Raw genomic sequence first — 22,516 nt, forward strand, 5'->3', positions numbered from 1 at the left:
TTCGTTTCCTCTTGATGTCGCGGCCTCTTGGTGGGCCGTTTCTGCGAGATTTAAGGCGCGTCGAGTGCCGCCGGGTTGACCACATTGGCGCGATCGATGTCGCGTTGCGTGAGGACAGCTGCGATGTTGCGCGCGGCCTCGACGCCGGTCCGCGTGATCGATGCGCCGGTTTGGGCTGCGATATGCGGCGTCACGATCAGGTTCGGCGCCTGCAGGATCGGCCTGTCTTTCGCCGGCGGCTCCTCCGCCAGCGTGTCGAGGCCGGCACCGGCGAGATGGCCGATGCGCAGCGCCGCGCACAGCGCGTCCTCGTCGACCAGCGCGCCGCGCGCGGTGTTGATCAGGAGGGAGCCGGGCTTCATGGCGTTGAGCCGCCCGGCATCGATCATGCCGCGCGTCGCATCGGTCAGCGGCGCGTGCAGGCTGACGATGTCGGAGACCGCAAGCAGCTCGGCGAGATCGGCGGCTTCGCGCGCCAGCGCCGGATCGACACGGCCGCTGCTCCGGCCGAGCGCGACGACGCTCATGCCGAGCGCGGCCGCCGCGCGGGCGACGTGCCGGGCGATGCGACCGAAGCCGACCAGGCCGATCGTGCGGCCGCGGATTTCGCGGCCGCGATAGGTGGCGCGGTCCCAGGCGCCGGAATGGGTTCGCGCGTTCAGGCTGACGACGTCGCGCCCGAGCGCGAGGATTAATGCGATGGTGTGCTCGGCAACCGCAGGCGCATTCGCGTCGCCCGCGACCATCACCAGCACGCGCCTGGCGGTTGCGGCATCGATATCGACGCTGTCGATGCCGGCGCCGTGCTTTGCGATCACGCGCAGGTGCGGATTGCCGGCGATGGTGGCGGCGGAGAACACCGGATTGCCGCGCATCAGGATCGCCTGCGTCGGCGCCCGCGCCATCTCATGCGCGAGACGCTCAGGCGTGACGGCATCGCGCATCAGCACGACATCTGCACCGATCTCGCTGAGGACATTGACGGCGGCCGGCGCGAGGCTGTCGCCGGTGACGAGAACGCGAAACGGAACGGTCATCTTCTATCGTCCGCTGCGATATTGCATGGCTGACCCGCTGCGAGCGCCGCGCCGTCGTGTCTGAACCTGACGCATTTCGCGCGCTTCTCCCTTGGAGGACTGGTGATTTCGCGCGAAGATCGGGAAACGGCCCCGTGAGGTCAAATACCTTGTTGACCCCCGACTTATAGGGAATCGGAATAAGCGATGGATTACAGGCAGCTTCGTTACTTCATCGCGGTAGCCGAAGAGCTCAGCTTCAGCCGCGCCGCCAAACGCTTGCATGTCAGCCAGCCGCCGCTGAGCACGCAGATCAAGGCGATGGAGGAAGAGCTCGGCACGCGCCTGTTGGCGCGGACGCGGCGCGCGGTGGAACTGACGCAAGCCGGACAATTGCTGCTGGAACATGCGCGGCGCGCGGTCAGCGAGCTTGATCTGGCGTCGGAGACGGTGCGCCGTGCGGCGCGCGGCGAGGCCGGCATGATCCGCGTCGGCTTCACCGGCTCGGTCCCGATGCTCGACATGTTCGCCGAGCTGTTCCGCAGCTTTCGCGCCAGCTATCCGCGGGTGAAGATCGAACTCCGGCACATGTCGACGGCAACGCAGCTGCGCGCGCTTGCCGACGCCGAACTCGATGTCGCGATTATGCGCCCGCCGCTCGATTTCAGGCCGGCGGCCGATCTGCAGGTCCATGTGGTTTGGCGCGACCGGCTGATGGTGTTCCTGCCGCTGGATCATCCGCTGGCCGGCGCGAAGGGCGCGCTCGAGATGGCCAACCTTGCCGAGCATGAATTCGTCGGTATGGCCGAGAGCGGCTGCGGTGTCGGTGATCAGGCCGCGATGCTGTGCCGGCGGGCGGGCTTTGCCCCGCGCGTGGTGCAGGAGGCGCATGAACTGCGCACCGTGCTCAGCCTGGTTGCGGCCGGGATCGGGCTGTCGATCCTGCCGTCGTGCTACCAGCAGGCTGGCGTGATGAATGTGGTGGCGAAGCCGCTGGACACGCCGGATGCGGAGAGCCGCATGCTGGTGGCGATGCGCTCCAACGCCTCGCTGCTGCCGCGCCGGTTCGTCGAATGCGCGCTGCAGGCAGCGTCGCGCAGCGCACCGCCGCTTGTTCCGGAGGTTGCGGCAGTGAGTCGTTGATCGTGCCGCACGCCCTATACTTTCGTCGGCCGTAGTCTTCCGGCATCCCGTCTGGCCCTGCTCTTGCATCGTTCAATGTCAGGTGCTGGGGCGCGGATGTGTCGTGCTCTCGCCTGCGGCGGCAGCGTCGCAGGCGAGCAGTCTGTGACGCGCCCGCAGCTGGACAGACGCTTACGGAGACGACGACATGCACGCCATCACGCGTGCGGCACTGCTGCTCGGGACGATGTGGCTGACATCGCCGACCCTGGCGCGGGACGACGGCCGCTACGCCAATTCACCGCTGAAACCCTGGTTTGAAAGCCTGCACAGCGGCTATGGACAATGCTGCTCGGATGCCGACGGCTATGTGGTCGCCGATCCCGACTGGGAGTCGGATCATGGCCACTATCGCGTGCTCATCGACAATGAATGGGTTGTCGTGCCCAACGAGGCGGTGATCACCGAGCCGAACAAGGTCGGGCGCACCATGGTGTGGAAGCACTATATCGACGGCCACCCGCGCGTGCGCTGCTTCATGCCGGGCAGCATGACCTGAGGCGCATCGTCCGGGCTGCAACTCAGGCCGGCGGGACGAACACCCGGTTCGGGAACGCCTGCTCGACGACGTCGAGAAACGCGCGAACCTTTGCGCCGACCAGCCGTCGCGAGCTCTGCAGCGCCCAGACCTCGATCGGAGGTCTGGCATCCGTTCCCCAATAGGCGAGCCGCCCCGCGGCAATGTCGTCATCGACCAGCAGCTTCGGCAGCAGGGCCGCGCCGGCGCCTGCGAGCACAGCATCGCGCATCATCAGCATCGATGAGAGACGCAGCACCGCCCGTGGCCTGAGCGTGATCTCTTCGCGTTCATTCCGGATGTGCCAAAGCGTGTCCGGCGGCGTCTGCGACATCAGAACGGCATCGACGGAGACGCCATTCGGATCGCGCGCGGCGGTCGTCGGCCATTGTCGATCGGGATGCGCCACGACGAGCAGTTCGTCGCTGAGGAAGCGGCGGCCGACCAGACGTTCATCCGCTGACGGGTTGATGCGGATGACGAGGTCATAGCCGTCCTCGACCGGGTCGACCAGGCGATCCTCGCGACGATCTCGAGCTGGACGTCGGGATAGGCGTGCGCAAAGCGCGCACCGATCCGGCCGAACGCGACATGGGCGAGCAAGACCGGCGCACTGACCCGCAAGCGGCCGCGCGGCGTCGACGCGCCGAGCACCACGGCTTCGCCGGCCTCGGCGATGTCGGACAGCGGACCGCTGGTACGCTCGTGCAGCGCGCGGCCCTCATCGGTCCGTCGCAGACTCTGCGAACCCCGCTCGATCAAGCGGACGCCGAGACTCTGTTCCAGTTCGGCGACGCGGCGGGACAGCGTGGCCTTGGCCCGTCCGGAAGCCCGGCTGGCGCGGCCGAGCCCGCCATGCGCGGCCACCAGATTGAAATCGGCGAGTGCCTGAAGGTCCATCGAACTGTTCCATATTCGAAACGGCCTGTTCAGATAATGCCATCTCCAAAGGAAAATTGGAACGTCTAGCTTCTCCGCAGCGGCAGACGATCTGCCGCAACAAAGGAGTTATTCGACATGACCATTCTGGTGACAGGCAGCACGGGCACCATCGGCACCCAGGTTCTCAATCATCTCGCCGGCCAGGGCGTCGAGGTTCGGGCCCTGACGCGTTCGCCCGGCAAGGCGCAATTTCCGCAGCACGTGACGGCGGTTCGCGGCGATCTTGCCGACGTGGATTCGGTCCGCGCGGCGCTCATTGGCGTCAGCACGCTGTTCCTGCTGGTGCCGAACGCCGCCGACGAACTGACGCAGGCGATGCTGACGCTGACCGCCGCACGCGAGGCCGGCGTCAAGGGCATCGTCTATCTCTCGGTGTTCAAGGGCGAGGCCTATGCCGACGTGCCGCATTTCGCCGGCAAGCACACGGTCGAGCGGATGATCGAGGCGCTCGATCTTCCCGCGACTGTCCTGCGTCCGGCCTATTTCATCCAGAACGATCTTCGGCTGAAGGAGCCGCTGCTGAACTTCGGCGCCTACGGCATGCCGATCGGCGCGAAGGGCATCTCGATGGTCGACATCCGCGATATCGGCGAGGCGGCCGCGATCGAGTTGCTGCGCCGCGAGCGCGCGTCCGCACCGCTGGGCCGCGAGACCTACGCGCTGGTCGGCCCCGACGTCGTGACCGGCGAGGGCGTGGCTGCGATCTGGCGCGATGAGCTTGGCCGCGCGGTCAGCTATGGCGGGGACGATCTCGCGGCGATGGAGCAGCGTTTCAAGGCAGCGATGCCGGCATGGCTCGCGCTCGACATGCGCCTCATGTTTGGCCGGTACCAGAGCGACGGCGCGGTCGCGACGGCCGACGAGCTGGCACGCCTGACGAAGCTGCTCGGCCGCGCGCCGCGGGCCTATCGCGATTTCGCCCGCGACGCCGCCGCGCAGTGGCACAAGGGCTAGCTGCGAATGAAGGCTTTACAGCGAAGCAAGCGCTTCCTTCAGCTCTCCCCCGCGTGCGGGGAGAGGTCGCATCGCATCGAAGATGCGATGCGGGTGAGGGGGGAGCCTCCGCGAATTTTTCTGGCTCCGTTGACGTGGTGACAGCCCCTCACCCCAACTCTCTCCCCGTAAGAACGGGGCGAGGGAGCGCAGTTCCGTTGCGGCCGCCAAGCGAACACGATGTCTAGTTGCTACGGCGCACGAGGAAGCGCGTGATCACGCCGCCAAGCGTGGCGTGGTCGAGCGGTTCGGTGAGCGAAGTCTTGGCGGCTTCGATCAGGGCATCCGGCGCGAGGCCGCGGCGCAGGTCGCACAGCGCGTCGGCATAGTCGGCGGTGAATTCCGGATGCGGCTGCACCGACAGCGTCGTGCCGTTGGCGTAGAGCAGGGCGGCGTGCGGCGTGAACCCGGACGACAGGATGGTGCGCGCTGAGGCGGGCGGGTCGACCACTTGGTCCTGATGCGAGCAGGCGACGGCGATCGTCTCGCCGTCGATCAGCCCGTTGTCCGGCGCGATCCGATAGACATGGCGCCCGATGCCCCAGCCTTTCTCGGATTTGCGCACCGTGCCGCCGAGCGCCTGCGCGATCAGCTGATGGCCGAAGCAGACGCCGACAGTCGGAATGCGCTTGTCATGGGCCGTGCGCACGAAGGCTTCGAGCGGCGCGATCCACGCGACGTCGTCGTAGACGCCGGCGGCCGATCCCGTGATCAGGATCGCATCCAATGCGACCGGATCCGGCAGCGTCTCGCCATTGGCGAGGCTGACGACGTCGCAGCCAACAGATGGATCGGCGGTCGCCACCATCCGCTGAAACATCTGCGGATAGCTGCCGTGGCGCTCGCGGGCTTGCGGGTTGACGAGCCCGGTTTCGATGATGGTGATGCGGGGCATGGAACGCGCTGACGGATGAGCGGGGACGCCTCAGCCTTTACTCCGAAAGCACTGGCGGCGACAAGCCGCGCGCGGCGGTCGCCGATCAATTCCGCGACGGTACCGCCGCGTCGATCGTGGCGGTGTGCTGCGCTGTCGGCGCCGGCGTCGTTGCGACGATCACGGGCTCGGTGCGGTAGCGCGGCAGCTGATCCTCGAGCGAGTAGCCGACGCAGAGCGCGAGGCTCGACCAGACCGCCATGCTGAAATACAGCGACATCCAGGCGATCTCCTCGCGCCACTCGGCGATGTCGTGGGTCACGACCCAGCGCCGGCTGACGTCGCGCAAGCCTTCCAGCGGATGCAGCAGCGTGCCGCCGGCGGCGAGGTTGGCGCGCCAGCGATTCAGATACATCGGGATGTCGACGGTCATCAGGAAGGCGAGGAAGCCGGCGATGCCGACGATCGCGACGACGAAGGCCCAGCGCACCGGGCCATGAAACTCCGGCAGCAGCCGGCACAGCGCGATCCCGACCAGGAAGAACACAACCGCCCAGATCGAGTTCTCGATCGCGTTGCAGAGATAATGGGTGGTCAGCACCGCATACCAGGAAAAGCATTCCGCGATCACGATCAGCGGCACGATGATCCAGGCGATGTTCACGGTGGTCTCGGCGCCGGTCATGGTGCCGAGCTGATGCAGGATGATCGCCCATTGCGCGGCGAAGCAGACCTCTGCGACGGTGGCGACGGTGCGGCCGACCACGACGCTCGACAGCCAGGTGTCGAACAGGCAGATGCGCTGCACGTCGGCGCGCGGCAGGACCGAGCGGAAGGCACAGCCGAACACATAGGCCGCGCACAGCAGCATCATCAGGCCGATGCCCGAGGTGTTGCTGAAGCTGCCATTGGCCTGTTCATTGAACTGGCGGTAGAGCGCGAACCAGACCGCGATGTTGGCGGCGCTGACGAGGCTCAAGAAGCCCCACCACCGGACCACTGGATTTGACCAACCCAGCGAAACCGGCCGTGCCCGCCACTCCATGCTCATTCACCGCTCCGCGTGTAACCGAATTGATATTGAACTGTAGCAATTCTGTCATAGACGGCGGCGAATCACGAACTAAAAATTGCGTGTGGGAGCGAGCCGGGCAGATCCGATTGTGACAGTGCCCGATTGTGACAGTGCCCGATTGTGACAGTGTCCGATTGTGACAGTGCCCGATTGTGACAGTGTCCGATTGTGACAGTGCGCGATTGTGACAGTGCGTGGTGGTGCGTGACCGTCAGCCGCGCAGCGCGGTCTCGGGAATGGTGCGGCGGACCACCTCGCGCATCGCGAAGCTGGAATGGATGCGGGCGACGCCCGGCATCCGCGACAGATGCTGCTTGTGGATGCGCTCGAAGTCGGCGATGTCCCGGGCGATCACCTGCAGATGATAATCGTCGCTGCCCGACATCAGATGGCAGGACACGACGTCGGGACAGCGTGCGATCGCGGCCTCGAAGGCTGCCAGATAATCCTCGCTCTGCTTCTCCAGCGTGATGGTGACGACGACGGTGGTCACGAGTCCAAGCGTTGATGGTTCGAGGTCGACGCGATAGCCGCGGATCACGCCGATCTCCTCAAGATGGCGGATCCGCCGCGCGCAGGCGGTCGGCGACAACCCGACTTTCTCGGCAAGCTCGATCTGGCTGGCGCGGGCATCGCTGACCAGCTCGGCGAGGATCCTGAGGTCGATACGATCGAGACCGTCCACGCAGATTTCCTTCAAGAGCTGAGCGGAATGCGAAGGATATGGGCGTATTTTGCTGTGAGCAAGCCGGAAATCGCCGAGAAACGCCATGTGACGGGGCATAGCCTTGACGACGGCGGAAACGAATCCTTCAAGGAGCGGACCATGCGCATCGGCGTGCCCAAGGAAATCAAGGTCGAGGAGTATCGGGTCGGGCTGACGCCTGACTCGGTGCGGGAATATGTGGCGCACGGCCACGAGGTCGTGGTCCAGCGCGGCGCCGGTGACGGCATCGGTGCCGGCGACGACGTCTACACGCAGGCCGGCGCGCGGATCGCCGATACCGCCGAAGAGGTGTTTTCCGTCGCCGAGATGATCGTGAAAGTGAAGGAGCCGCAGCCGTCCGAATGGATCAGGCTGCGCGAGGGACAGATCCTCTTCACCTATCTGCATCTCGCGCCCGATGTGCCGCAGACCGCGGGTCTGATCGCCTCCGGCTGCACGGCGGTGGCCTATGAGACGGTGACCGACGCACAAGGTGGACTGCCGCTGCTCGCGCCGATGAGCGAAGTCGCCGGCCGGCTCGCGATCGAGGCCGCGGGCGCCGCGCTGCGCAAATCCGCCGACGGCATGGGCAAGCTGCTCGGTGGCGTGCCCGGCGTTCCGCCGGCGCGGGTTGCGATCATCGGTGGCGGCGTGGTCGGCACCCATGCGGCGCGGATGGCGGCAGGCCTTGGCAGCGAAGTCACCATTCTCGACCGCTCGTTGCCGCGGCTGCGCGCGCTCGACGACCTCTTCCTCGGCCGCGTCCGCACCCGTTACGCCACGCTGGAAGCGATCGAGCAGGAGGTCTTCGCGGCTGATGTTGTGATCGGCGCGGTGCTGGTGCCGGGCGCCAGCGCGCCAAAGCTGGTGTCGCGCGCGCAGCTTGCAGGCATGAAACGCCGCGCGGTGCTGGTCGACGTCGCGATCGACCAGGGCGGCTGCTTCGAGACCTCGAAGCCGACCACGCATCAGGCGCCGACTTACCTCGTTGATGACATCGTGCATTATTGCGTCGCCAACATGCCGGGCGCGGTGCCGGTCACCTCGAGCCACGCGCTCAACCACGCCACGCTACCGTTCGGGCTGGCGCTGGCATCGAAGGGGCTGCGCGCGCTGGTCGAGGATCCGCATCTGCGCGCCGGCCTCAACGTGCATCGCGGCCGCATCACCAACCGCGCCGTCGCCGAAAGCCAGCATCTGTCGGCCGTGATGCCGGAAGAAGCGCTGGCGTCGTAGGAAATTCGAAAGATCTAACTGCAGCGCGGGTCCCAACCTCCCCTTCAAAAGGGGAGGTCGCTTTGCTCGCCAGAGCAAAGCGGGTGGGGATCAACTCTCTCCACATAGAGCGTCGCCTGCGGCTGACCCCCATCCCGACCTTCCCCCTCAGGGGGGAGGAGAAGACAGATATTTAGTCCGAATGCTTCGCTTCATCCGGGCTACGGCTCCGTCATCCGCACGACGCGTTATGCGTCCCAAGAGGTCATTTCTCAACGAATTTTGGCCCGGCTTCATCTGTCAATTCCTTCAGCCGGCTCTGCATGACTTCAATGATGCGCGCGCGCTTTGCCGCGATACGTTCGATGGGGCCGCCGATGCCGATAGCCAGCGGAGCGCGTCGCTTTGGCAGGGGAACGAGCATGCCTATTGTGTTTGCGCCTGGCGTCGTGCGGCCGCCTGTCTCGGAAAAGCCGCGGCGGCGAATGCGCTCGACCTCTTCGAGAAAGGCGGATTCGCGAACGCGCGCCGACTGACTCGGCTCCTCGGCATTGTTGCGCCGGATAATGCCGCGAATTTTGGTGTTCGGCATTTGGCTCAGCAGCACATGTCCGAGCGCGGTCCGCACCATCGGTCGTATTTGGCCGGCTTGTGCCGTGTACTGAAGCTGAGAGCCGCCGGGGACAACGTGCAGATATTGCATCCCGGCGGCGCCGGCCTGTTGTCCGAGCATAACGGTTTCGCCGCCCGTCGCGGTCCAGAGTTCCTCCATCAGATCGGTGAGCTTGGTATCACGGAACGGGGAACGACGGATCCAGTCACCCAGCAAATTGACCCGGTAGCTCGGGATGAAGAGCCGGGTCTTTCGCTCGTATTCCAGGTAGTTCAATTCAACGAGACATCGAAGCAACACTGACGTGCTCGACTGGGGCATCTCCAGCGCGGACGATATTTCGGTCACGGAAGCAGCCCGCTTTGTTTTCCGAAAGAACTCCAGAACTGCAAACGTCCGCATGGCCGATTTGACGATGGCCGTCTTATTCGGATTCGGCATGGCTGGCTCCTCGGTGGGTCAAGTACCGCACCTCCATCACATATGTGATGTTAGGGCAAAACTGCTTCACTTGACGACAACTTTGGCCCAGATTGGCGCCAATAAGATCAAGCCGCATGGAAACGCACAGAGCAGGGGAAGGCGGATGCCCGGCCGAAGTTTGCTCGAGAAGATCTGGGACCAGCATGTCATTGCTCGCCTCAGCGAAGACACAGACCTCCTTCATATCGACCGCCATCTGCTGCACGATCTCGGCGGCTCGCGCGGCCTGCTCGATCTCAAGAGCCGGGGCCTCAATGTCCACAATCCCGAACTGACCTTTGCAACGCCGGATCACGCGCTGTCGACGGCGCCGGGCCGCGCCGGAACCAGCAAGATCGGACTGGAATTGCTGGCGGCGCTGCGGGTCGAGACCTCGGCGAGCGGCATCACGCTGTTCGACGTCGATCAGCCCGGCCAGGGCATCGTCCACGTCATCGGTCCGGAGCTCGGCCTGAGCCTGCCGGGCGCGACCATCGTCTGCGGCGACAGCCACACCTGCACCCATGGCGGCTTGGGGGCGCTCGCCTTCGGCATCGGGTCGAGCGAGCTCACCCATGTGCTGGCGACGCAGGCGCTGATCCAGCGCCGCCCGAAGACGATGCGCGCGCGCTTCGAGGGTAAGCTGCCGCTCGGCGTCACCGCCAAGGACATGATCCTGGCGCTGATCGGCCATATCGGCGCCGCCGGCGGCACCGGCTATGCGGTCGAATATGCCGGCAGTGCGATCCGCGCGCTGCCGATCGAGGGCCGGCTCACGATCTGCAACCTCTCGATCGAGCTCGGCGCCAAGATGGGAATGGTGGCACCGGACGAGAAGACGTTCGAATTCCTCCGCGGCCGTCCCTATGCGCCGCAAGGCGAGATGTGGGATCTCGCGGTGAAAGCGTGGCGCGAACTGCCGAGCGATCCCGACGCGGTGTTCGACCGCGAGGTCGTGATCGATGTCGAGAAGATCATCCCGCAGGTGACCTGGGGCATCAGCCCCGAGCACGTCGTCGGCGTCGACGGCGTGATTCCCGACCCGAAGGCGGTCGACGATCCCTTGCGGCGCGCCGCGATCGAGACTGCGCTCGAGTATATGGGCCTGCAAGGCGGGGCGCCGATCGCGGGCACGCCGGTCGATTGGGTGTTCATCGGCTCCTGCACCAACAGCCGGCTCAGCGATCTGCGCGCCGCGGCCGAGGTCGCGCGCGGCCGCAAGGTCGCGGCCGGGGTCCGCGCCTGGGTGGTGCCGGGTTCCGAGAACGTCAAGCGCGAGGCGGTCGCCGAAGGGCTCGACAAGATCTTTATCGACGCCGGCTTCGAGTGGCGCGAGCCGGGCTGCTCGATGTGCCTGGCCGCTAATGGCGAGGTGGTGGCGCCCGGGCAGCGCTCGGTCTCGACCTCGAACCGCAATTTCGTCGGCCGGCAGGGGCCGCGCGCGCGGACGCATCTGGCGAGCCCCGCGAGCGCCGCGGCATCCGCGATTGCCGGCGCGATCGCCGATGTCAGGATGATGGGACGCTAGAGCATTTTCCACATGATGTGGATCATCTGGTGTATCCAGCATGCCTAAAGTAGTTGGCACACATCTGCGGCGCAAACGACTTGACGAGTTTGCCGATGAGTTTGAGCAGGGCTTGGACCGTGCGGGTGGCGCCTTTGCGCAGCGCAGCTTTCAACCGGGAGAAGGCCTGTTCGATTGGATTGAGGTCGGGCGAGTAGGCCGGCAGATAACGCACGCGGGCGCCGACAGCCTCGATCGCCTCGCGGACACCGGCGATCTTGTGAGTGCGCAAGTTGTCCATGAAGACGATGTCGCCCTTGCGCAAGGTCGGTGCCAGGACTTGCTCGACATAAGCCAGGAACGAGGGCCCATCCATTGCACCGTCGATGACATAGGGCGCCGTGAGGCCATCGATGCGCAGCGCGGCGACAAGCGTCAGCGTCTTCCAGTGACCATGGGGCACGCCAGAGACGAGGCGCTCACCGCGAGGAGAGCGCCCATAGTGCCGGACCATCTTCGTCGTGACCGCAGTCTCGTCGATAAAGATGAGGCGCGGTGCACGCAGCTTGGGCTGCTCGGCTTTCAGCGCGGCACGCTCGGCAGCGACGTCAGGTCGATCCTGCTCGGCGGCGTGCAGTGTTTTTTTTGAAGGTGATGCTGTGACGGTCGAAGAAACGCCAGATCGAACCGATGCCGGCCTTTTGCTTTCTCTGAGAGCGCAGACGCGCGCGGATCTCCTCGAGCGTCAGGTCCGGCTCCGCGGCGATCAGCTCGATCAGCCACTGCTTGTGCTGCTCCAACGGCGAGCGGCTGTGCCCGGTGCCGGGCTTGGCCTCAACGTTTCCGGTCTTCCTCCAACGATCCATCCATCGGATCGTAGTCGAAGCGCCGAGATTGAGAATGCGCGCAGCCTCACGTGCGCTTTCGCCGGACTCAACAAGCTCAACCGCACGCACCCTGAGGTCCTTGGAGTATCCCTTCGCCATCGCATGCCCCGCATGTTGTCGCGGGCAACACCGAATCTGATTTGCGTGCCCGTGGGAATCCCCTTTGACTGTTCCGATTCACCTCAACTGGAAACCGCTCTAGAGCATGCCAAAGCCGTTCGACAAGCTCACCGCAACCGCCGCGCCGATCATGCGCGGCAATATCGATACCGACGTCATCATCCGCATCGAGCGGCTGGTGGGCAATTCGATCCGCGGCACGCTCGGTAAATGGGCGTTCGGCTCGCTGCGCTATCTGCCCGACGGCTCGGAGAATCCGGAGTTCATCCTGAACCGCGAGCCGTACCGCGAGGCGGAGATTTTGGTGACCGGGCCGAATTTCGGCTGCGGCTCCTCGCGCGAGGGCGCGGTGTGGTCGCTGCAGGAGCGCGGCATCCGCGCCATCATCGGCTCCGGCTTCGGCGACATCTTCTTCGCCAACTGCTTCCAGAACGGAATCCTGCCCGTCATCGTCGACAAGGCGGTGGTCGATCAGCTTGCCGCCGACATCGAGGCGACGCAGGGCGCGGGCAAGGTCTCGATCGACCTCGAGGCCCAGACCGTCGTCTCGCCGTCGGGCGCGCGGCATTCGTTCGAGATCGATCCGCGGCGGCGCGAGGGGCTATTGAAGGGGCTCGACGAGGTGGCGCTGACGCTGCAGCGCGACGACGAGATCCGCGCCTTCCAGGCCTCCGACCGCGCGGCGCGGCCATGGATTCATTCGACAACGACACCCGCTTCAAGGACACCGGCATGAGCACGCAATCCAATATGGTCAAGGTCGCCGTCGTCGGCGGCGAGGGCATCGGCCCCGAGGTCACCGCGCAGTCGCGCCGCGTGCTCGACTGGTTCGCGGCGAAGCGCGGCGTTCCGATGACGCTGCGCGAGGCGCAATACGGCCTGATCCCGTATCTGGCGACCGGCAAGGTGCTGCCCGAGGACACCGCCGAGGCGATGGACGAGGCCGATGCGATCCTGTGGGGTGCGACCGGCGGGCCGGAGACCACCGAAGTGCCGGCCGCGGCACGCAAGGCCGGCAGTCTGCTCGGCCTGCGCAGCAAATACGATCTCTATGCCAATCTGCGGCCGATCGTGGCGAGCCCGGCCCTGTCGGCCTCCGCGCCACTCAAGGCCGAGGTGCTCGACGGCGTCGATTTCGTCATCATCCGCGAATTGACCAGCGGCATCTATTTCGGCGAGCCGCGCGGCATCGAGACGCTGCACGACGGCCAGCGCCGCGGCTTCAACACCGAGCAATACACCACGAACCAGATCCGCCGCGTGGCGCGCTCGGCCTTCGAGCTGGCGCGGACCCGGCGCAACAAGGTCTGCTCGGTCGACAAGGCCAATGTGCTGGAGACCAGTGTGGTCTGGCGCGAGGAGGTGATCAAGCTGCACAAGGAGGAGTTCTCCGATGTCGAGCTGACCCATCTCTATGTCGACAACGCCGCGATGCAGATCGTGCGCGAGCCGCGGCAGTTCGACGTGATGGTGACCGGCAACATCTTCGGCGACATCCTGTCGGACTGCGCGGCGATGGCTTCGGGCTCGCTCGGCATGCTGCCGTCGGCCTCGCTCGGCCCGGTCGATCGCTTCGGCCGGCGCAAGGCGCTCTATGAGCCGGTGCATGGCAGCGCGCCCGACATCGCGGGCAAGGGCATCGCCAATCCGCTCGGTTCGATCCTGAGTGTCGCGATGCTGCTGCGCCTGACGCTGAACCGGCCGGAGGACGCCGACCTGCTCGAGAAGGCGGTGCAGGCCGCGCTGGCCTCCGGCGCCCGCACGGCCGATATCGCCGAGGCCGGGGCGAAAAAGCTGTCGACTGTCCAGATGGGCGATGCGGTGCTCGGCGCACTCGACAGGATCTCGGCCAAGGAGCACGCGTGATGGCGCGCCTCACCATGCCCCACATTTCAAGGCGATCGGCGCTGACGGTCATCGCCGCCGGCGGCGCCGCGCTGGCGACCGGGCGTGCGTGGGCGCAGGCGGCCGCGGGCCGCGCGATCTATCCGGTCGCGGTGCCAGTCTATCAGACGCAGTTCGTCGCCGACCGTATAGGCTACTTCAAGGAGGCCGGGCTCGACTGCAAGCTGGTGCAGGGCGGCAGCGGCGTGAAGACCCGCGAGATCATAGCCTCGTCGCAGGGCGATATCGGCATCGGCGACGTCACCCATCCGATGCAGCTGACCAATCACGGCCGCGCCGCGCGCGTGCTGTTGCCGGTCGACACGCGATCGAACTCGGTGATGTTCATTATCCGCAAGGACCTGAAGGACCAGGGCATCAACTCGCTGGAGGCGTTCACGCAATGGAAGCGGCCCGATGGCCGCAAGCCGATCGTCTCGGTCTCCTCGCTCGGCGGCACCAACCATGTCTGGTCGTCCTACTATATGGAAACCATGGGGCTTGACGACAAGGTGACCTGGATCGGCACCGGCAATGTCGACACCATGCTGGGATCGCTGAAGTCGAAGCAGGTCGATATCCTCGTCAGCTCGCTGTCGCTGTTGAACGAGGCACAGCAGCAGGGCTGGGGCGAATTGCTGTTCGATGGCACCGACGAGGCGATCTGGAACAAGCATATCGGCGGCAAGGTGCCGGTCACGGCGCATTTCACGCTGCAAGCCACCATCGACAAGGACCCCGCCAAGATGCAGGCCTACGTCACCGCGCTGTGGCGGGCCTCGCAGTGGATCAAGACCCACAAGCCGACCGAGGTCTACGACGCCATCGAGCCCTATGTCGGCAGCACCTCGCGAGAGGCCAATCTGCTGGAGATTACGTCGATCCAGAAGGTCGCGGACTATGAGGGCTCGATCGACGCCGCGAGCTTCGCTCGCGGCGAGAAGGTCTGGTTTCGCGAGATGACCGGCATCAAGCCGCTCAAGATCGCCGACGTGGTCAATTCCAACCTGATCGAAGCGGCGCGAAAGGCCTATCCGGGTTGAGCGCGCTCGAGACAAGCGCAACCGTATCGCCGCGCGCCTCGGCCGATCGCCGCGTCGAGGTCAAGGGCCTGAGCAAGTCGTTCCAGCTCGCCAAAACCACGATCGAGGCCGTGCGCGACGTGACCTTCGACGTCCGCCGCGGCGAGTTCGTCGCGCTGCTCGGGCCGTCGGGCTCCGGCAAGAGCACCGTGCTCAACATGATCGCCTCGCTGATCCGCCCGACCGGCGGCGAGATCCTGATCGACGGCAAGCGCGTCGTCGCCGGCAAGGCGACGCCCAACGTCGGCTACGTGTTCCAGCGCGACACGCTGTTTCCGTGGCGGACCGTCGGCGACAATATCGGCTACGGGCTGGAGCTATCAGGCGTGCCGGCTCACGAACGGAAGGAGCGCATCGCCGAATGCGTCGCGCAAGCCGGCCTGAAGGGATTCGAGAACGCCTATCCGTCGGCGCTGTCGGGCGGCATGCGCCAGCGCGCGGCGCTGATGCGGACGCTGATCGTCGAGCCGCAGATTCTCCTGATGGACGAGCCGTTCGGCGCGCTCGACACCCACACCAAGATCGACATGCACGAGGTGCTGCTCCGGATCTGGGAGCGCGAGCAGCAGACCGTGCTGTTCGTGACCCACGATCTCGGCGAGGCGTTGACATTGGCCGACCGCATCATCCTGTTCTCGGCGCGGCCGGGCCGGATCAAGGACATGTTCGAGGTCGATTTCGACCGCCCGCGCGATGCGGTGAAGGTGCGCGAAACCCCGCATTATGCCGAGCTGTTCCAGCACATCTGGCATTCGCTGGGCGAGGAATTCGTCAGGGGCCGCAGCATATGAAGAGGTACGGCACGCTCGGCACGGTCGGCTGGCAGGTCCTGATCTGCGCAGTCGTGCTGTCGGTCTGGCAATGGGGCTACGACCTCCGCACCAAACTGCCCTGGCTGGTGCCCGACCTGCTCGATCCCTACTTCATCTCGAAGCCGTCGATGATCTTCGACAACTTCCTGATCCAGAGCTGCCTGACCTCGAAGCTCGGCGCCTTCAACAGCTGGTTCAACGGCGACTTCGGAAAGTGCCTGGCGCGCAACGAGAACAACCTCTGGGCCGCGACCGCCATCACCCTGAAGAACACTTTCTTCGGCTTCGTCACCGGCGTTGTCAGCGGCTTCATCGCGGGGCTGATCCTGGGACGATCCGACCGCCTGAGCGCGATCTTTCAGCCCTTCATCACCGCGGTGAACTCGATCCCGCGGATCGCGCTGGCGCCGATCATCGTGCTAGCATTCGGGATCGGCGACATGTCGAAGATCGTGACGTCCTGGATCGTCGTCGTGTTCCTGGTGTTCTTCAACACTTTCGAGGGCGCGCGCTCGATCGACGAAGGCTTCGCCAACGCCGCGCGGCTGCTCGGCGCCAGCGAATGGCAGATCACCCGGACGGTGGTGATCCCCTCGACGATGGCCTGGGTGTTCGCTTCGCTGACGCCTGCGATCTCCTTCGCGCTGATCGGCGTGATCGTCGGCGAGTTCATCGGCGCCGAGCGCGGCATCGGTCGCCTCATCATCGAATCGGAGGCGCGCGGCGAGGCCTCGGGCATGATGGTTGCTGTCGTGGTGCTGATGCTGGTCGGTGTGGTGCTGTCGGCGATCATCTGGCGGCTGCAGGCCTATCTGTTGCGCTGGCAGCGGCAACGCAGCGCCGAATAGGCCGCGGGGCCGTGGCGACGTCGCATTTGCCGCCACGGCTGGCCCGGATCTAGGCTGCATTTTCCGATGGCGAGGTCTCGCCGTCGAGCCAGTCCTGTTCCTTTGCCAGCGCGCGCCAAGCCGCTTCCATTCGCTTGAAGCGATTGTAGGTCGGCCCGTCGTCGGCACGCTCGGCAAGTTGCGCGCAGTTCTCCGCATTATCGCGGAAGTGCTGTGACTGTTTCATGGAACGTCCTCCTATTAGTTAAGGACGTGGGACATCAATTCAGGCTATTCAACGCGTGGAACATGGGTATTTCGCCACACAGATGAATGCCTGTTCAGCGAGTTCCCGGTGCGATATTTCGCAACTGAGCGTGAGCAATTGCAGCACGGTCGATACAGGAACGGTGCGTCGCACTCGACGTTCCTCCTTCACGTCGCAACTGGAGGAGGAGAGACGGCATGAGGACGTATCTGCTAACCGCGGCCATGGTGACCGCGATCGCATCGCCTGTGTTCGCCGATGATATCGGTGTCCGCGCAGGTCCCGTCGGCGCAGGCGTAACGGTTGGCCGGGCACCCGAATATCGCGATCGCGATCGTGATCGCACCACGGTGATCAAGGAGCGTGAGCCGCGCCATGACCGGACCACGGTCATCAAGAAGCGGGACGAATTCGGCAATCGCAGCAAGACCGTCATCCATAACGACGACGATTGACGCCAACTCAGGCGATCTTGTGTGAGCATGAACGTCCGTCGCTGACCTCGTCACGGCGGACGTTTGCTTGGTGCCCCAGGCATGGAGCGACGATGGCGGCCGAGACGGAGCTCAAATTCCACGTTCCCGCGCGCAAGCTCAAGGGACTGAAGAAACCGCTGGTCGCCGGCAGCAAGAGCGGTGCACCATCCGAGAGCGATCTCGTCTCGACCTATTTCGACACCGCGAAGCACAAGCTCAAGCGGCACGGACTGACGTTGCGCGTGCGGCGGGATGGCGGCAACTATGTTCAGACTATCAAGTCGGGAGCGGGTCCGCAGTTTGAACGGGGCGAATGGGAGACTGACCTAGCGGACGGAAACCTCAACCTCGACAAGGCCAAAGGTACGCCGCTTGAAGGACTCACGTCTGGCAGGCTGCGTCGCAAGCTGAAACCGGTATTCGAGACGTCAGTGCGGCGTATCACCGTGCCGCTGCGGACCAAACGCAGCGAGATCGAACTCGCGATCGATCGCGGCTACACCACGGCCGGGCACCGTTCGCGCCGAATCGACGAGGTCGAACTCGAACTCAAGAGCGGCCGCCCGCTCGACCTGTTCCGGGTCGCAAGGGCGCTGGAGCGGAAGGCGGCAGCGGAGCTCGATCTGCGCTCGAAAGCCGAACACGGCTATGAACTTGCCGATGGCGAGGAGCATGTCGTCGTCTCCGCCGGGAGCATCGTGCTCGACGCCGGACTTACCGCCGGCGCGGCGTTCCGGGTGATCGCGCGCGCCGCGCTTCGTCACCTCTCGTCGAATGCCGAGGCCGTCCGCGAGGGCGAGGCGGAAGGCATTCACCAAATGCGGGTTGGGTTGCGGCGGCTGCGCGCCGCGATCTCGCTGTTCTCGAAGATCCTGACCGTGGCCCCGACGGAAGACATCAAGACGCAGCTGAAGTGGCTCACCAATGCGCTCGCCCCGGCGCGCGAGCTTGACGTGTTCGTCAAGGAAGATATCGAGCCAGCATCGCATGACGCGCTGCTGCGGCGCGGCGGAAAAGCGATCCGGCAGGAATTTTCCGGCCGCCGTGATCGCGCATTTGCCGGCGCGAGGCACGCGGTCAATTCGCAGCGCTATCGGTCCATGCTGATCGATACGTTGCAATGGATCGAGGCAAAGCAGACCGTTGCCGCGGAGGATGAAGGCGGTCCGATCGAGGAATTCGCCGCCGCGCTGCTGCATCGCCGCATCAGGAAGCTGCGCAAGGATGGCCGGCGTCTCGACGAGCTGTCGGCCCAGGAGCGGCACAAGGTGCGCATCAGGGCCAAGAAGCTCAGATACGCGATCGACTTCTTCGAAAGCCTGTTTCCGCGCAAGGGTGAGCGCAAGCAACTCGCGCGGCTGTCCAGGCACCTGAAGCGGGTCCAGGATGCGCTTGGCTCGCTCAACGATTTTGTCGCGCACCGCAAGCTGGCGGTCGATGCGACGCTGAAGTCCCCGCATCGGAAGGAGCGCGCCAGCGCCTTCGCCTCGGGCGTTGTGCTTGGCCGAGAGGAACAGGCGGTCAAGCCGCTGATCAAGGTCGCCGCCAGGGAAGTGCGAGGACTCGAGAAATTTTGACGAGCGTGTGGTGGCGAACTCCGGACATCTATCCCGCTGGTGATGCCCCCGATTGCCTCTCCCGCTCGGCCGCAGCGATCTGGTTGCGACATTCCTCCGCGTAGGCACGCAGGCGCTCGACGGTCAACGAGTCGATGTCAGTGCGTGCCAGCCGCTCGGCGCGGTCGGCCTGATCTCTGAGATCATCGGTTGCCCGGGTCATGTGTGCCTCCATGCCCAGACAATTTGAATCGAATTGCGACGTTCCCCGGCCGATCAGGACGTGGCTAACGGGTGGTTAAGGAGGCACGGTTGCTCAGGTCACCGGCGCCGGGTTGAACAGCGTCAGATCGTTGTGGATGCCCCAGCGGTCCGACCATGGCTTGGTGCGCCCGCTCGCGACGTCGAGGATCAGGCGGAACAGGTCCCAGCCGGTTTCCTCGATGGTCTTCTCGCCGGTGGCGATGCAGCCGGCGTCGAAATCGATCAGGTCCTTCCAGCGCCGTGCCAGCTCGCTGCGGGTCGCGACCTTGATGACAGGCGCGGCGGCCAGGCCATACGGCGTGCCGCGGCCGGTGGTGAACACCTGCAAGGTCATGCCGGAGGCGAGCTGCAGCGTGCCGCAGATGAAGTCGCTCGCCGGCGTCGCCGCAAACAGCATGCCCTTCTGCCGCGCCTTCTCGCCCGGCGACAGTACGCCCGCGATCGGGCCGGAGCCGGACTTGACGATCGAGCCGAGCGACTTTTCGACGATGTTGGCAAGGCCGCCCTTCTTGTTGCCCGGCGTGGTGTTGGCGCTGCGGTCGGCGCCGCCGCGGGCGAGATAGGCGTCATACCATTCCATCTCGCGGATCAGCGCGCGGCCGACATCCTCGTTGACGGCGCGGCGGGTTAGAAGCTGGATCGCGTCAGGCACCTCGGTGACTTCCGAAAACATCACGGTCGCGCCGGCGCGCACCAGCAGGTCGGCGGCAAAGCCCACCGCGGGGTTCGCGGTGACGCCGGAGAACGCGTCGCTGCCGCCGCATTGCAGGCCGATCACAAGATCGGCGGCCGGGCAGATCTCGCGCTTGCGGGCGTTGAGCACCTTCAGCCGGGCCTCGGCCTGGGTCATGATGGCGTCGACGATGGCGCCGAAGCCGTCAAACGCTTCGTCCTGCATCCGCACGATGGCATCGCCGACGCCCTCCGGCACCAGCCGTTCCGGCGCGAGCTTCTCGCAGCCGAGGCCGACGACGAGGATCTCGCCGCCGAAGTTCGGATTGAGCGCGAGATTCTGCAGGGTGCGGATCGGCACCACGGCGTCGGGTGCGGTGATCGCGACGCCGCAGCCATAGGCGTGCGTCAACGGCACGACGTCGTCGACATTGGGATATTTCGGCAAGAGCTCGGCGCGGATGCGCTTCACGGCATATTCCATCGTGCCCTTGACGCATTGCACGGAGGAGGAGATGCCGAGGATGTTCTTGGTGCCGACCGAGCCGTCGGGATTGCGATAGCCCTCGAAGGTGAAGCCTTCGAGCGGCGGCAGCGCGGGCGGCACCGCGGTCGCGATCTCGAGCTGATCGAGCGGTGGCGCCTCGGGCATGCGGATACGGGCCTCGTCGACCCACTCACCGGCCAGGATCGGCGACAGCGCCGTGCCGATCACTTCGCCATAGCGGATGATCGGGGCGCCCTCGGCGATGTCTTCCAGCGCGGTCTTGTGGCCTTGCGGCACGAAAGCGCGCAGCGTCAGGCCCGAGGCGAAGCGGGAGCCGGCCGGCAGGCCAAAATCATTCACGACGATCGCGACATTGTCGCGCTCGTTGAGCTTGATGTAGCGGGGCTGCTCCTGGGCGCCGATCGACTGGTCCATGCCGTATTCCTCCTGGCTTCACTTCACCTCTCCCGCTTGCGGGGGAGGTCGGATCGCATCGAATGATGCGATCCGGGTGGGGGTCTCTCCACAGCATGACTCGCGGGGAGAGCCCCCACCCCAATTCTCCCCCGCAAGCGGGAGAGGGGGTGCAGCGTCTTACGCGGCTGCACTCTGTTTCAACTGCTTCAGCCCGGGAACGTGTAAGCCGTCTTCACCGTGGTGTAGAACTCGCGGGCATAGGCACCCTGTTCGCGTGCGCCGTAGCTTGAGCCTTTGCGGCCGCCGAACGGGACGTGGTAGTCGACGCCGGCGGTCGGCAGGTTGACCATCACCATGCCGGCCTCGCTGTTGCGCTTGTAGTGCGAGGCGTATTTCAGGCTTGACGTGCAGATGCCCGAGGCAAGGCCGAACTCGGTGTCGTTGGAGATCGCCAGCGCCTCTTCATAATCCTTGGCGCGGATCACGCAGGCGACCGGACCAAAGATCTCCTCGCGGGCGATCCGCATCTGGTTGGTCGCCTCGGTGAACAGCGCCGGCTGCAGATAGAAGCCGGGCGTCTCGCGGTTCAACAATTCGCCGCCCCAGTGCAGGCGGGCGCCTTCATCCTGACCGATCTTGATGTAGCGCAGGTCCTGGTCGAGCTGGCTCTGGTCGACGACCGGGCCGACATGTACGCCGCTCTTCAGCGCGTCGTCCACCGAAAGTCCCTTCATGCGCTCGGTCATCGCGGCGACGAAGCGGTCGTGAATTCCCGCGGTGACGATCAGGCGCGAGGACGCCGTGCAGCGCTGGCCGGTCGAGTAATAGGCGCCGTTGACGGCGACCTCGACCGCGACCTTCACGTCGGCGTCGTCGAGCACGACCAGCGGGTTCTTGCCGCCCATCTCGAGCTGGAACTTCTTCATGGGGTTGGAGAGCACGCAGGCCTGAGCGATCTTGCGGCCGGTCTGCACCGAGCCGGTGAAGGAGATCGCGGCGACATCGGGATGATCGAGCAGGGTCTGGCCGACCACCGAGCCCGAGCCGACCACGAGATTGAAGACCCCCGCCGGAATGCCGGAACGCGCAATGATCTCGGACAGCGCATGGGCGGAGCCCGGCACCAGCTCGGCCGGCTTGAACACCACGGCGTTGCCGTAACACAGCGCCGGCGCGATCTTCCACGCCGGGATCGCGATCGGGAAATTCCACGGCGTGATCATGCCGACAACGCCGACCGGCTCGCGGGTGATCTCGACGTCGAGGCCGGGGCGCACCGATGCGCCCTTCTCGCCCATTAGCCGCAGCGCTTCGCCGGCAAAGAACGCAAAGATCTGCCCGGCGCGCGCCACCTCGCCGATGCCTTCCGGCAGCGTCTTGCCCTCCTCGCGGGCGAGCAGGCGGCCGAGCTCTTCCTTGCGGGCGAGGATTTCGACCGAGATCCTGGTCAGCGCATCGAAGCGCTCCTGCGGCGTCGAGCGCGCCCAGGCCGGGAAGGCGGCCTTCGCCGCGGCGATCGCCTTTTCGGTCTGCGCCTTGTCGGCCTTGGCGTATTCGCCGACGACATCGCCGGTGTTGGAGGGGTTGATGTCCCGCGTGATGCCTGTTCCGTCGACCCATTCGCCGGCGATGAAGTTCTTCTGGTGAGCGGTCATGTTTCCA

22 protein-coding genes and 1 pseudogene are annotated in these 22,516 nt (G+C 65.5%); 12 read left to right on the forward strand and 11 right to left on the reverse strand.

The annotated features are described in order from the left end of the window. Positions 1 to 50 precede the first annotated feature (50 nt). Positions 51 to 1,037 (reverse strand): NAD(P)-dependent oxidoreductase, encoded by a 987-nt coding sequence (locus J2R80_RS14720; RefSeq protein ID WP_141340730.1) that lies wholly within the window; start codon positions 1,035 to 1,037, stop codon positions 51 to 53. Positions 1,038 to 1,223: 186 nt separating this feature from the next. On the opposite strand from J2R80_RS14720, the gene J2R80_RS14725 reads away from it, so the two are divergent. Beyond that, complete coding sequence (locus tag J2R80_RS14725; protein WP_229193443.1) at positions 1,224 to 2,159, forward strand: LysR substrate-binding domain-containing protein; 936 nt, start codon at positions 1,224 to 1,226, stop codon at positions 2,157 to 2,159. 187 nt (positions 2,160 to 2,346) lie between these two features. Next, on the forward strand, positions 2,347 to 2,697 hold the full coding sequence (locus J2R80_RS14730; RefSeq protein WP_057017007.1) for a hypothetical protein: 351 nt from the start codon (positions 2,347 to 2,349) through the stop codon (positions 2,695 to 2,697). 22 nt (positions 2,698 to 2,719) lie between these two features. Here J2R80_RS14730 and J2R80_RS14735 read toward each other — a convergent pair. After that, positions 2,720 to 3,615, reverse strand: a pseudogene (locus J2R80_RS14735) (LysR family transcriptional regulator). Positions 3,616 to 3,732: 117 nt separating this feature from the next. Between J2R80_RS14735 and J2R80_RS14740 the strand changes: the two are divergent. Beyond that, the gene (locus J2R80_RS14740; RefSeq protein WP_253638797.1) at positions 3,733 to 4,611 is read left to right on the forward strand and encodes an NmrA/HSCARG family protein; all 879 of its coding nucleotides are present in this window, start codon (positions 3,733 to 3,735) and stop codon (positions 4,609 to 4,611) included. Positions 4,612 to 4,834: 223 nt separating this feature from the next. Here J2R80_RS14740 and J2R80_RS14745 read toward each other — a convergent pair whose 3' ends face one another. From J2R80_RS14745 to J2R80_RS14755, 3 genes are all read right to left on the reverse strand, one after another. Next, entirely contained in the window at positions 4,835 to 5,545 is a 711-nt protein-coding gene (locus J2R80_RS14745; RefSeq protein ID WP_141340733.1) for a type 1 glutamine amidotransferase, read from the reverse strand. A gap of 85 nt (positions 5,546 to 5,630) precedes the next feature. Next, complete coding sequence (locus tag J2R80_RS14750; RefSeq protein WP_253640969.1) at positions 5,631 to 6,569, reverse strand: hypothetical protein; 939 nt, start codon at positions 6,567 to 6,569, stop codon at positions 5,631 to 5,633. A 241-nt stretch (positions 6,570 to 6,810) separates the two neighbouring features. Next, positions 6,811 to 7,299 (reverse strand): Lrp/AsnC family transcriptional regulator, encoded by a 489-nt coding sequence (locus J2R80_RS14755; protein ID WP_057017008.1) that lies wholly within the window; start codon positions 7,297 to 7,299, stop codon positions 6,811 to 6,813. A 126-nt stretch (positions 7,300 to 7,425) separates the two neighbouring features. Between J2R80_RS14755 and ald the strand changes: the two genes are divergently transcribed. Then, positions 7,426 to 8,541, forward strand: coding sequence for an alanine dehydrogenase (gene ald, locus J2R80_RS14760; RefSeq protein WP_141340735.1), 1,116 nt, complete (start codon positions 7,426 to 7,428; stop codon positions 8,539 to 8,541). Positions 8,542 to 8,785: 244 nt separating this feature from the next. Here ald and J2R80_RS14765 read toward each other — a convergent pair whose 3' ends face one another. Next, positions 8,786 to 9,574, reverse strand: a complete 789-nt coding sequence (locus J2R80_RS14765; protein WP_141340736.1) for an IclR family transcriptional regulator — start codon at positions 9,572 to 9,574, stop codon at positions 8,786 to 8,788. A 145-nt stretch (positions 9,575 to 9,719) separates the two neighbouring features. Between J2R80_RS14765 and leuC the strand changes: the two genes are divergently transcribed. Continuing rightward, positions 9,720 to 11,123, forward strand: coding sequence for a 3-isopropylmalate dehydratase large subunit (gene leuC / locus J2R80_RS14770; RefSeq protein ID WP_141340737.1), 1,404 nt, complete (start codon positions 9,720 to 9,722; stop codon positions 11,121 to 11,123). Positions 11,124 to 11,145: 22 nt separating this feature from the next. Here the strand turns inward: leuC and J2R80_RS14775 are convergent. Continuing rightward, a protein-coding gene (locus tag J2R80_RS14775) for an IS630 family transposase (RefSeq protein WP_141343507.1) occupies positions 11,146 to 12,088 on the reverse strand; the annotation gives its coding sequence in 2 pieces (ribosomal slippage) (positions 11,146 to 11,748 and positions 11,750 to 12,088; 942 coding nt in all). Between the two features lie 106 nt (positions 12,089 to 12,194). Between J2R80_RS14775 and leuD the strand changes: the two genes are divergently transcribed. From leuD to J2R80_RS14800, 5 genes are read left to right on the forward strand one after another with little or no spacing between them, the layout of a single operon-like run. Then, a complete protein-coding gene (gene leuD / locus J2R80_RS14780; protein ID WP_141340738.1) occupies positions 12,195 to 12,845 on the forward strand; it encodes a 3-isopropylmalate dehydratase small subunit in 651 nt (216 codons plus the stop codon). Next, positions 12,842 to 13,975 (forward strand): 3-isopropylmalate dehydrogenase, encoded by a 1,134-nt coding sequence (gene leuB, locus J2R80_RS14785; protein ID WP_141340766.1) that lies wholly within the window; start codon positions 12,842 to 12,844, stop codon positions 13,973 to 13,975. Before leuD ends, leuB begins: the two co-directional genes overlap by 4 nt. Continuing rightward, on the forward strand, positions 13,975 to 15,036 hold the full coding sequence (locus tag J2R80_RS14790) for an ABC transporter substrate-binding protein (protein ID WP_141340739.1): 1,062 nt from the start codon (positions 13,975 to 13,977) through the stop codon (positions 15,034 to 15,036). The genes leuB and J2R80_RS14790 overlap by 1 nt, the downstream gene beginning before the upstream one ends. Next, positions 15,033 to 15,866 (forward strand): ABC transporter ATP-binding protein, encoded by an 834-nt coding sequence (locus J2R80_RS14795; protein ID WP_141340740.1) that lies wholly within the window; start codon positions 15,033 to 15,035, stop codon positions 15,864 to 15,866. The genes J2R80_RS14790 and J2R80_RS14795 overlap by 4 nt, the downstream gene beginning before the upstream one ends. Further along, positions 15,863 to 16,735: an ABC transporter permease gene (locus tag J2R80_RS14800; RefSeq protein ID WP_141340741.1), complete on the forward strand. Its 873-nt coding sequence runs from the start codon at positions 15,863 to 15,865 to the stop codon at positions 16,733 to 16,735. Before J2R80_RS14795 ends, J2R80_RS14800 begins: the two co-directional genes overlap by 4 nt. A 49-nt stretch (positions 16,736 to 16,784) precedes the next feature. Here J2R80_RS14800 and J2R80_RS14805 read toward each other — a convergent pair whose 3' ends face one another. After that, the gene (locus tag J2R80_RS14805; protein ID WP_168857282.1) at positions 16,785 to 16,961 is read right to left on the reverse strand and encodes a hypothetical protein; all 177 of its coding nucleotides are present in this window, start codon (positions 16,959 to 16,961) and stop codon (positions 16,785 to 16,787) included. 218 nt (positions 16,962 to 17,179) lie between these two features. On the opposite strand from J2R80_RS14805, the gene J2R80_RS14810 reads away from it, so the two are divergent. Both J2R80_RS14810 and J2R80_RS14815 read left to right on the forward strand, forming a co-directional pair. After that, positions 17,180 to 17,437 carry a hypothetical protein gene (locus tag J2R80_RS14810; protein WP_141340742.1) on the forward strand — a complete coding sequence of 86 codons (258 nt, stop codon included), beginning with the start codon at positions 17,180 to 17,182 and terminating at the stop codon, positions 17,435 to 17,437. 92 nt (positions 17,438 to 17,529) lie between these two features. Beyond that, positions 17,530 to 19,035, forward strand: coding sequence for a CYTH and CHAD domain-containing protein (locus J2R80_RS14815; protein WP_141340743.1), 1,506 nt, complete (start codon positions 17,530 to 17,532; stop codon positions 19,033 to 19,035). A gap of 28 nt (positions 19,036 to 19,063) precedes the next feature. On the opposite strand, the gene J2R80_RS14820 is transcribed toward J2R80_RS14815, so the two are convergent. From J2R80_RS14820 to J2R80_RS14830, 3 genes are all read right to left on the reverse strand, one after another. Further along, complete coding sequence (locus J2R80_RS14820) at positions 19,064 to 19,237, reverse strand: hypothetical protein (protein ID WP_309143757.1); 174 nt, start codon at positions 19,235 to 19,237, stop codon at positions 19,064 to 19,066. A 93-nt stretch (positions 19,238 to 19,330) separates the two neighbouring features. Further along, the gene (gene garD / locus J2R80_RS14825) at positions 19,331 to 20,872 is read right to left on the reverse strand and encodes a galactarate dehydratase (protein WP_253638798.1); all 1,542 of its coding nucleotides are present in this window, start codon (positions 20,870 to 20,872) and stop codon (positions 19,331 to 19,333) included. Between the two features lie 188 nt (positions 20,873 to 21,060). Beyond that, a complete protein-coding gene (locus J2R80_RS14830) occupies positions 21,061 to 22,509 on the reverse strand; it encodes an aldehyde dehydrogenase family protein (RefSeq protein WP_141340746.1) in 1,449 nt (482 codons plus the stop codon). Between the last annotated feature and the right edge of the window lie 7 nt (positions 22,510 to 22,516).

Source organism: Bradyrhizobium sp. USDA 4541, from assembly GCF_024171085.1.
Classification (GTDB): Bacteria; Pseudomonadota; Alphaproteobacteria; order Rhizobiales; family Xanthobacteraceae; genus Bradyrhizobium; species Bradyrhizobium australafricanum.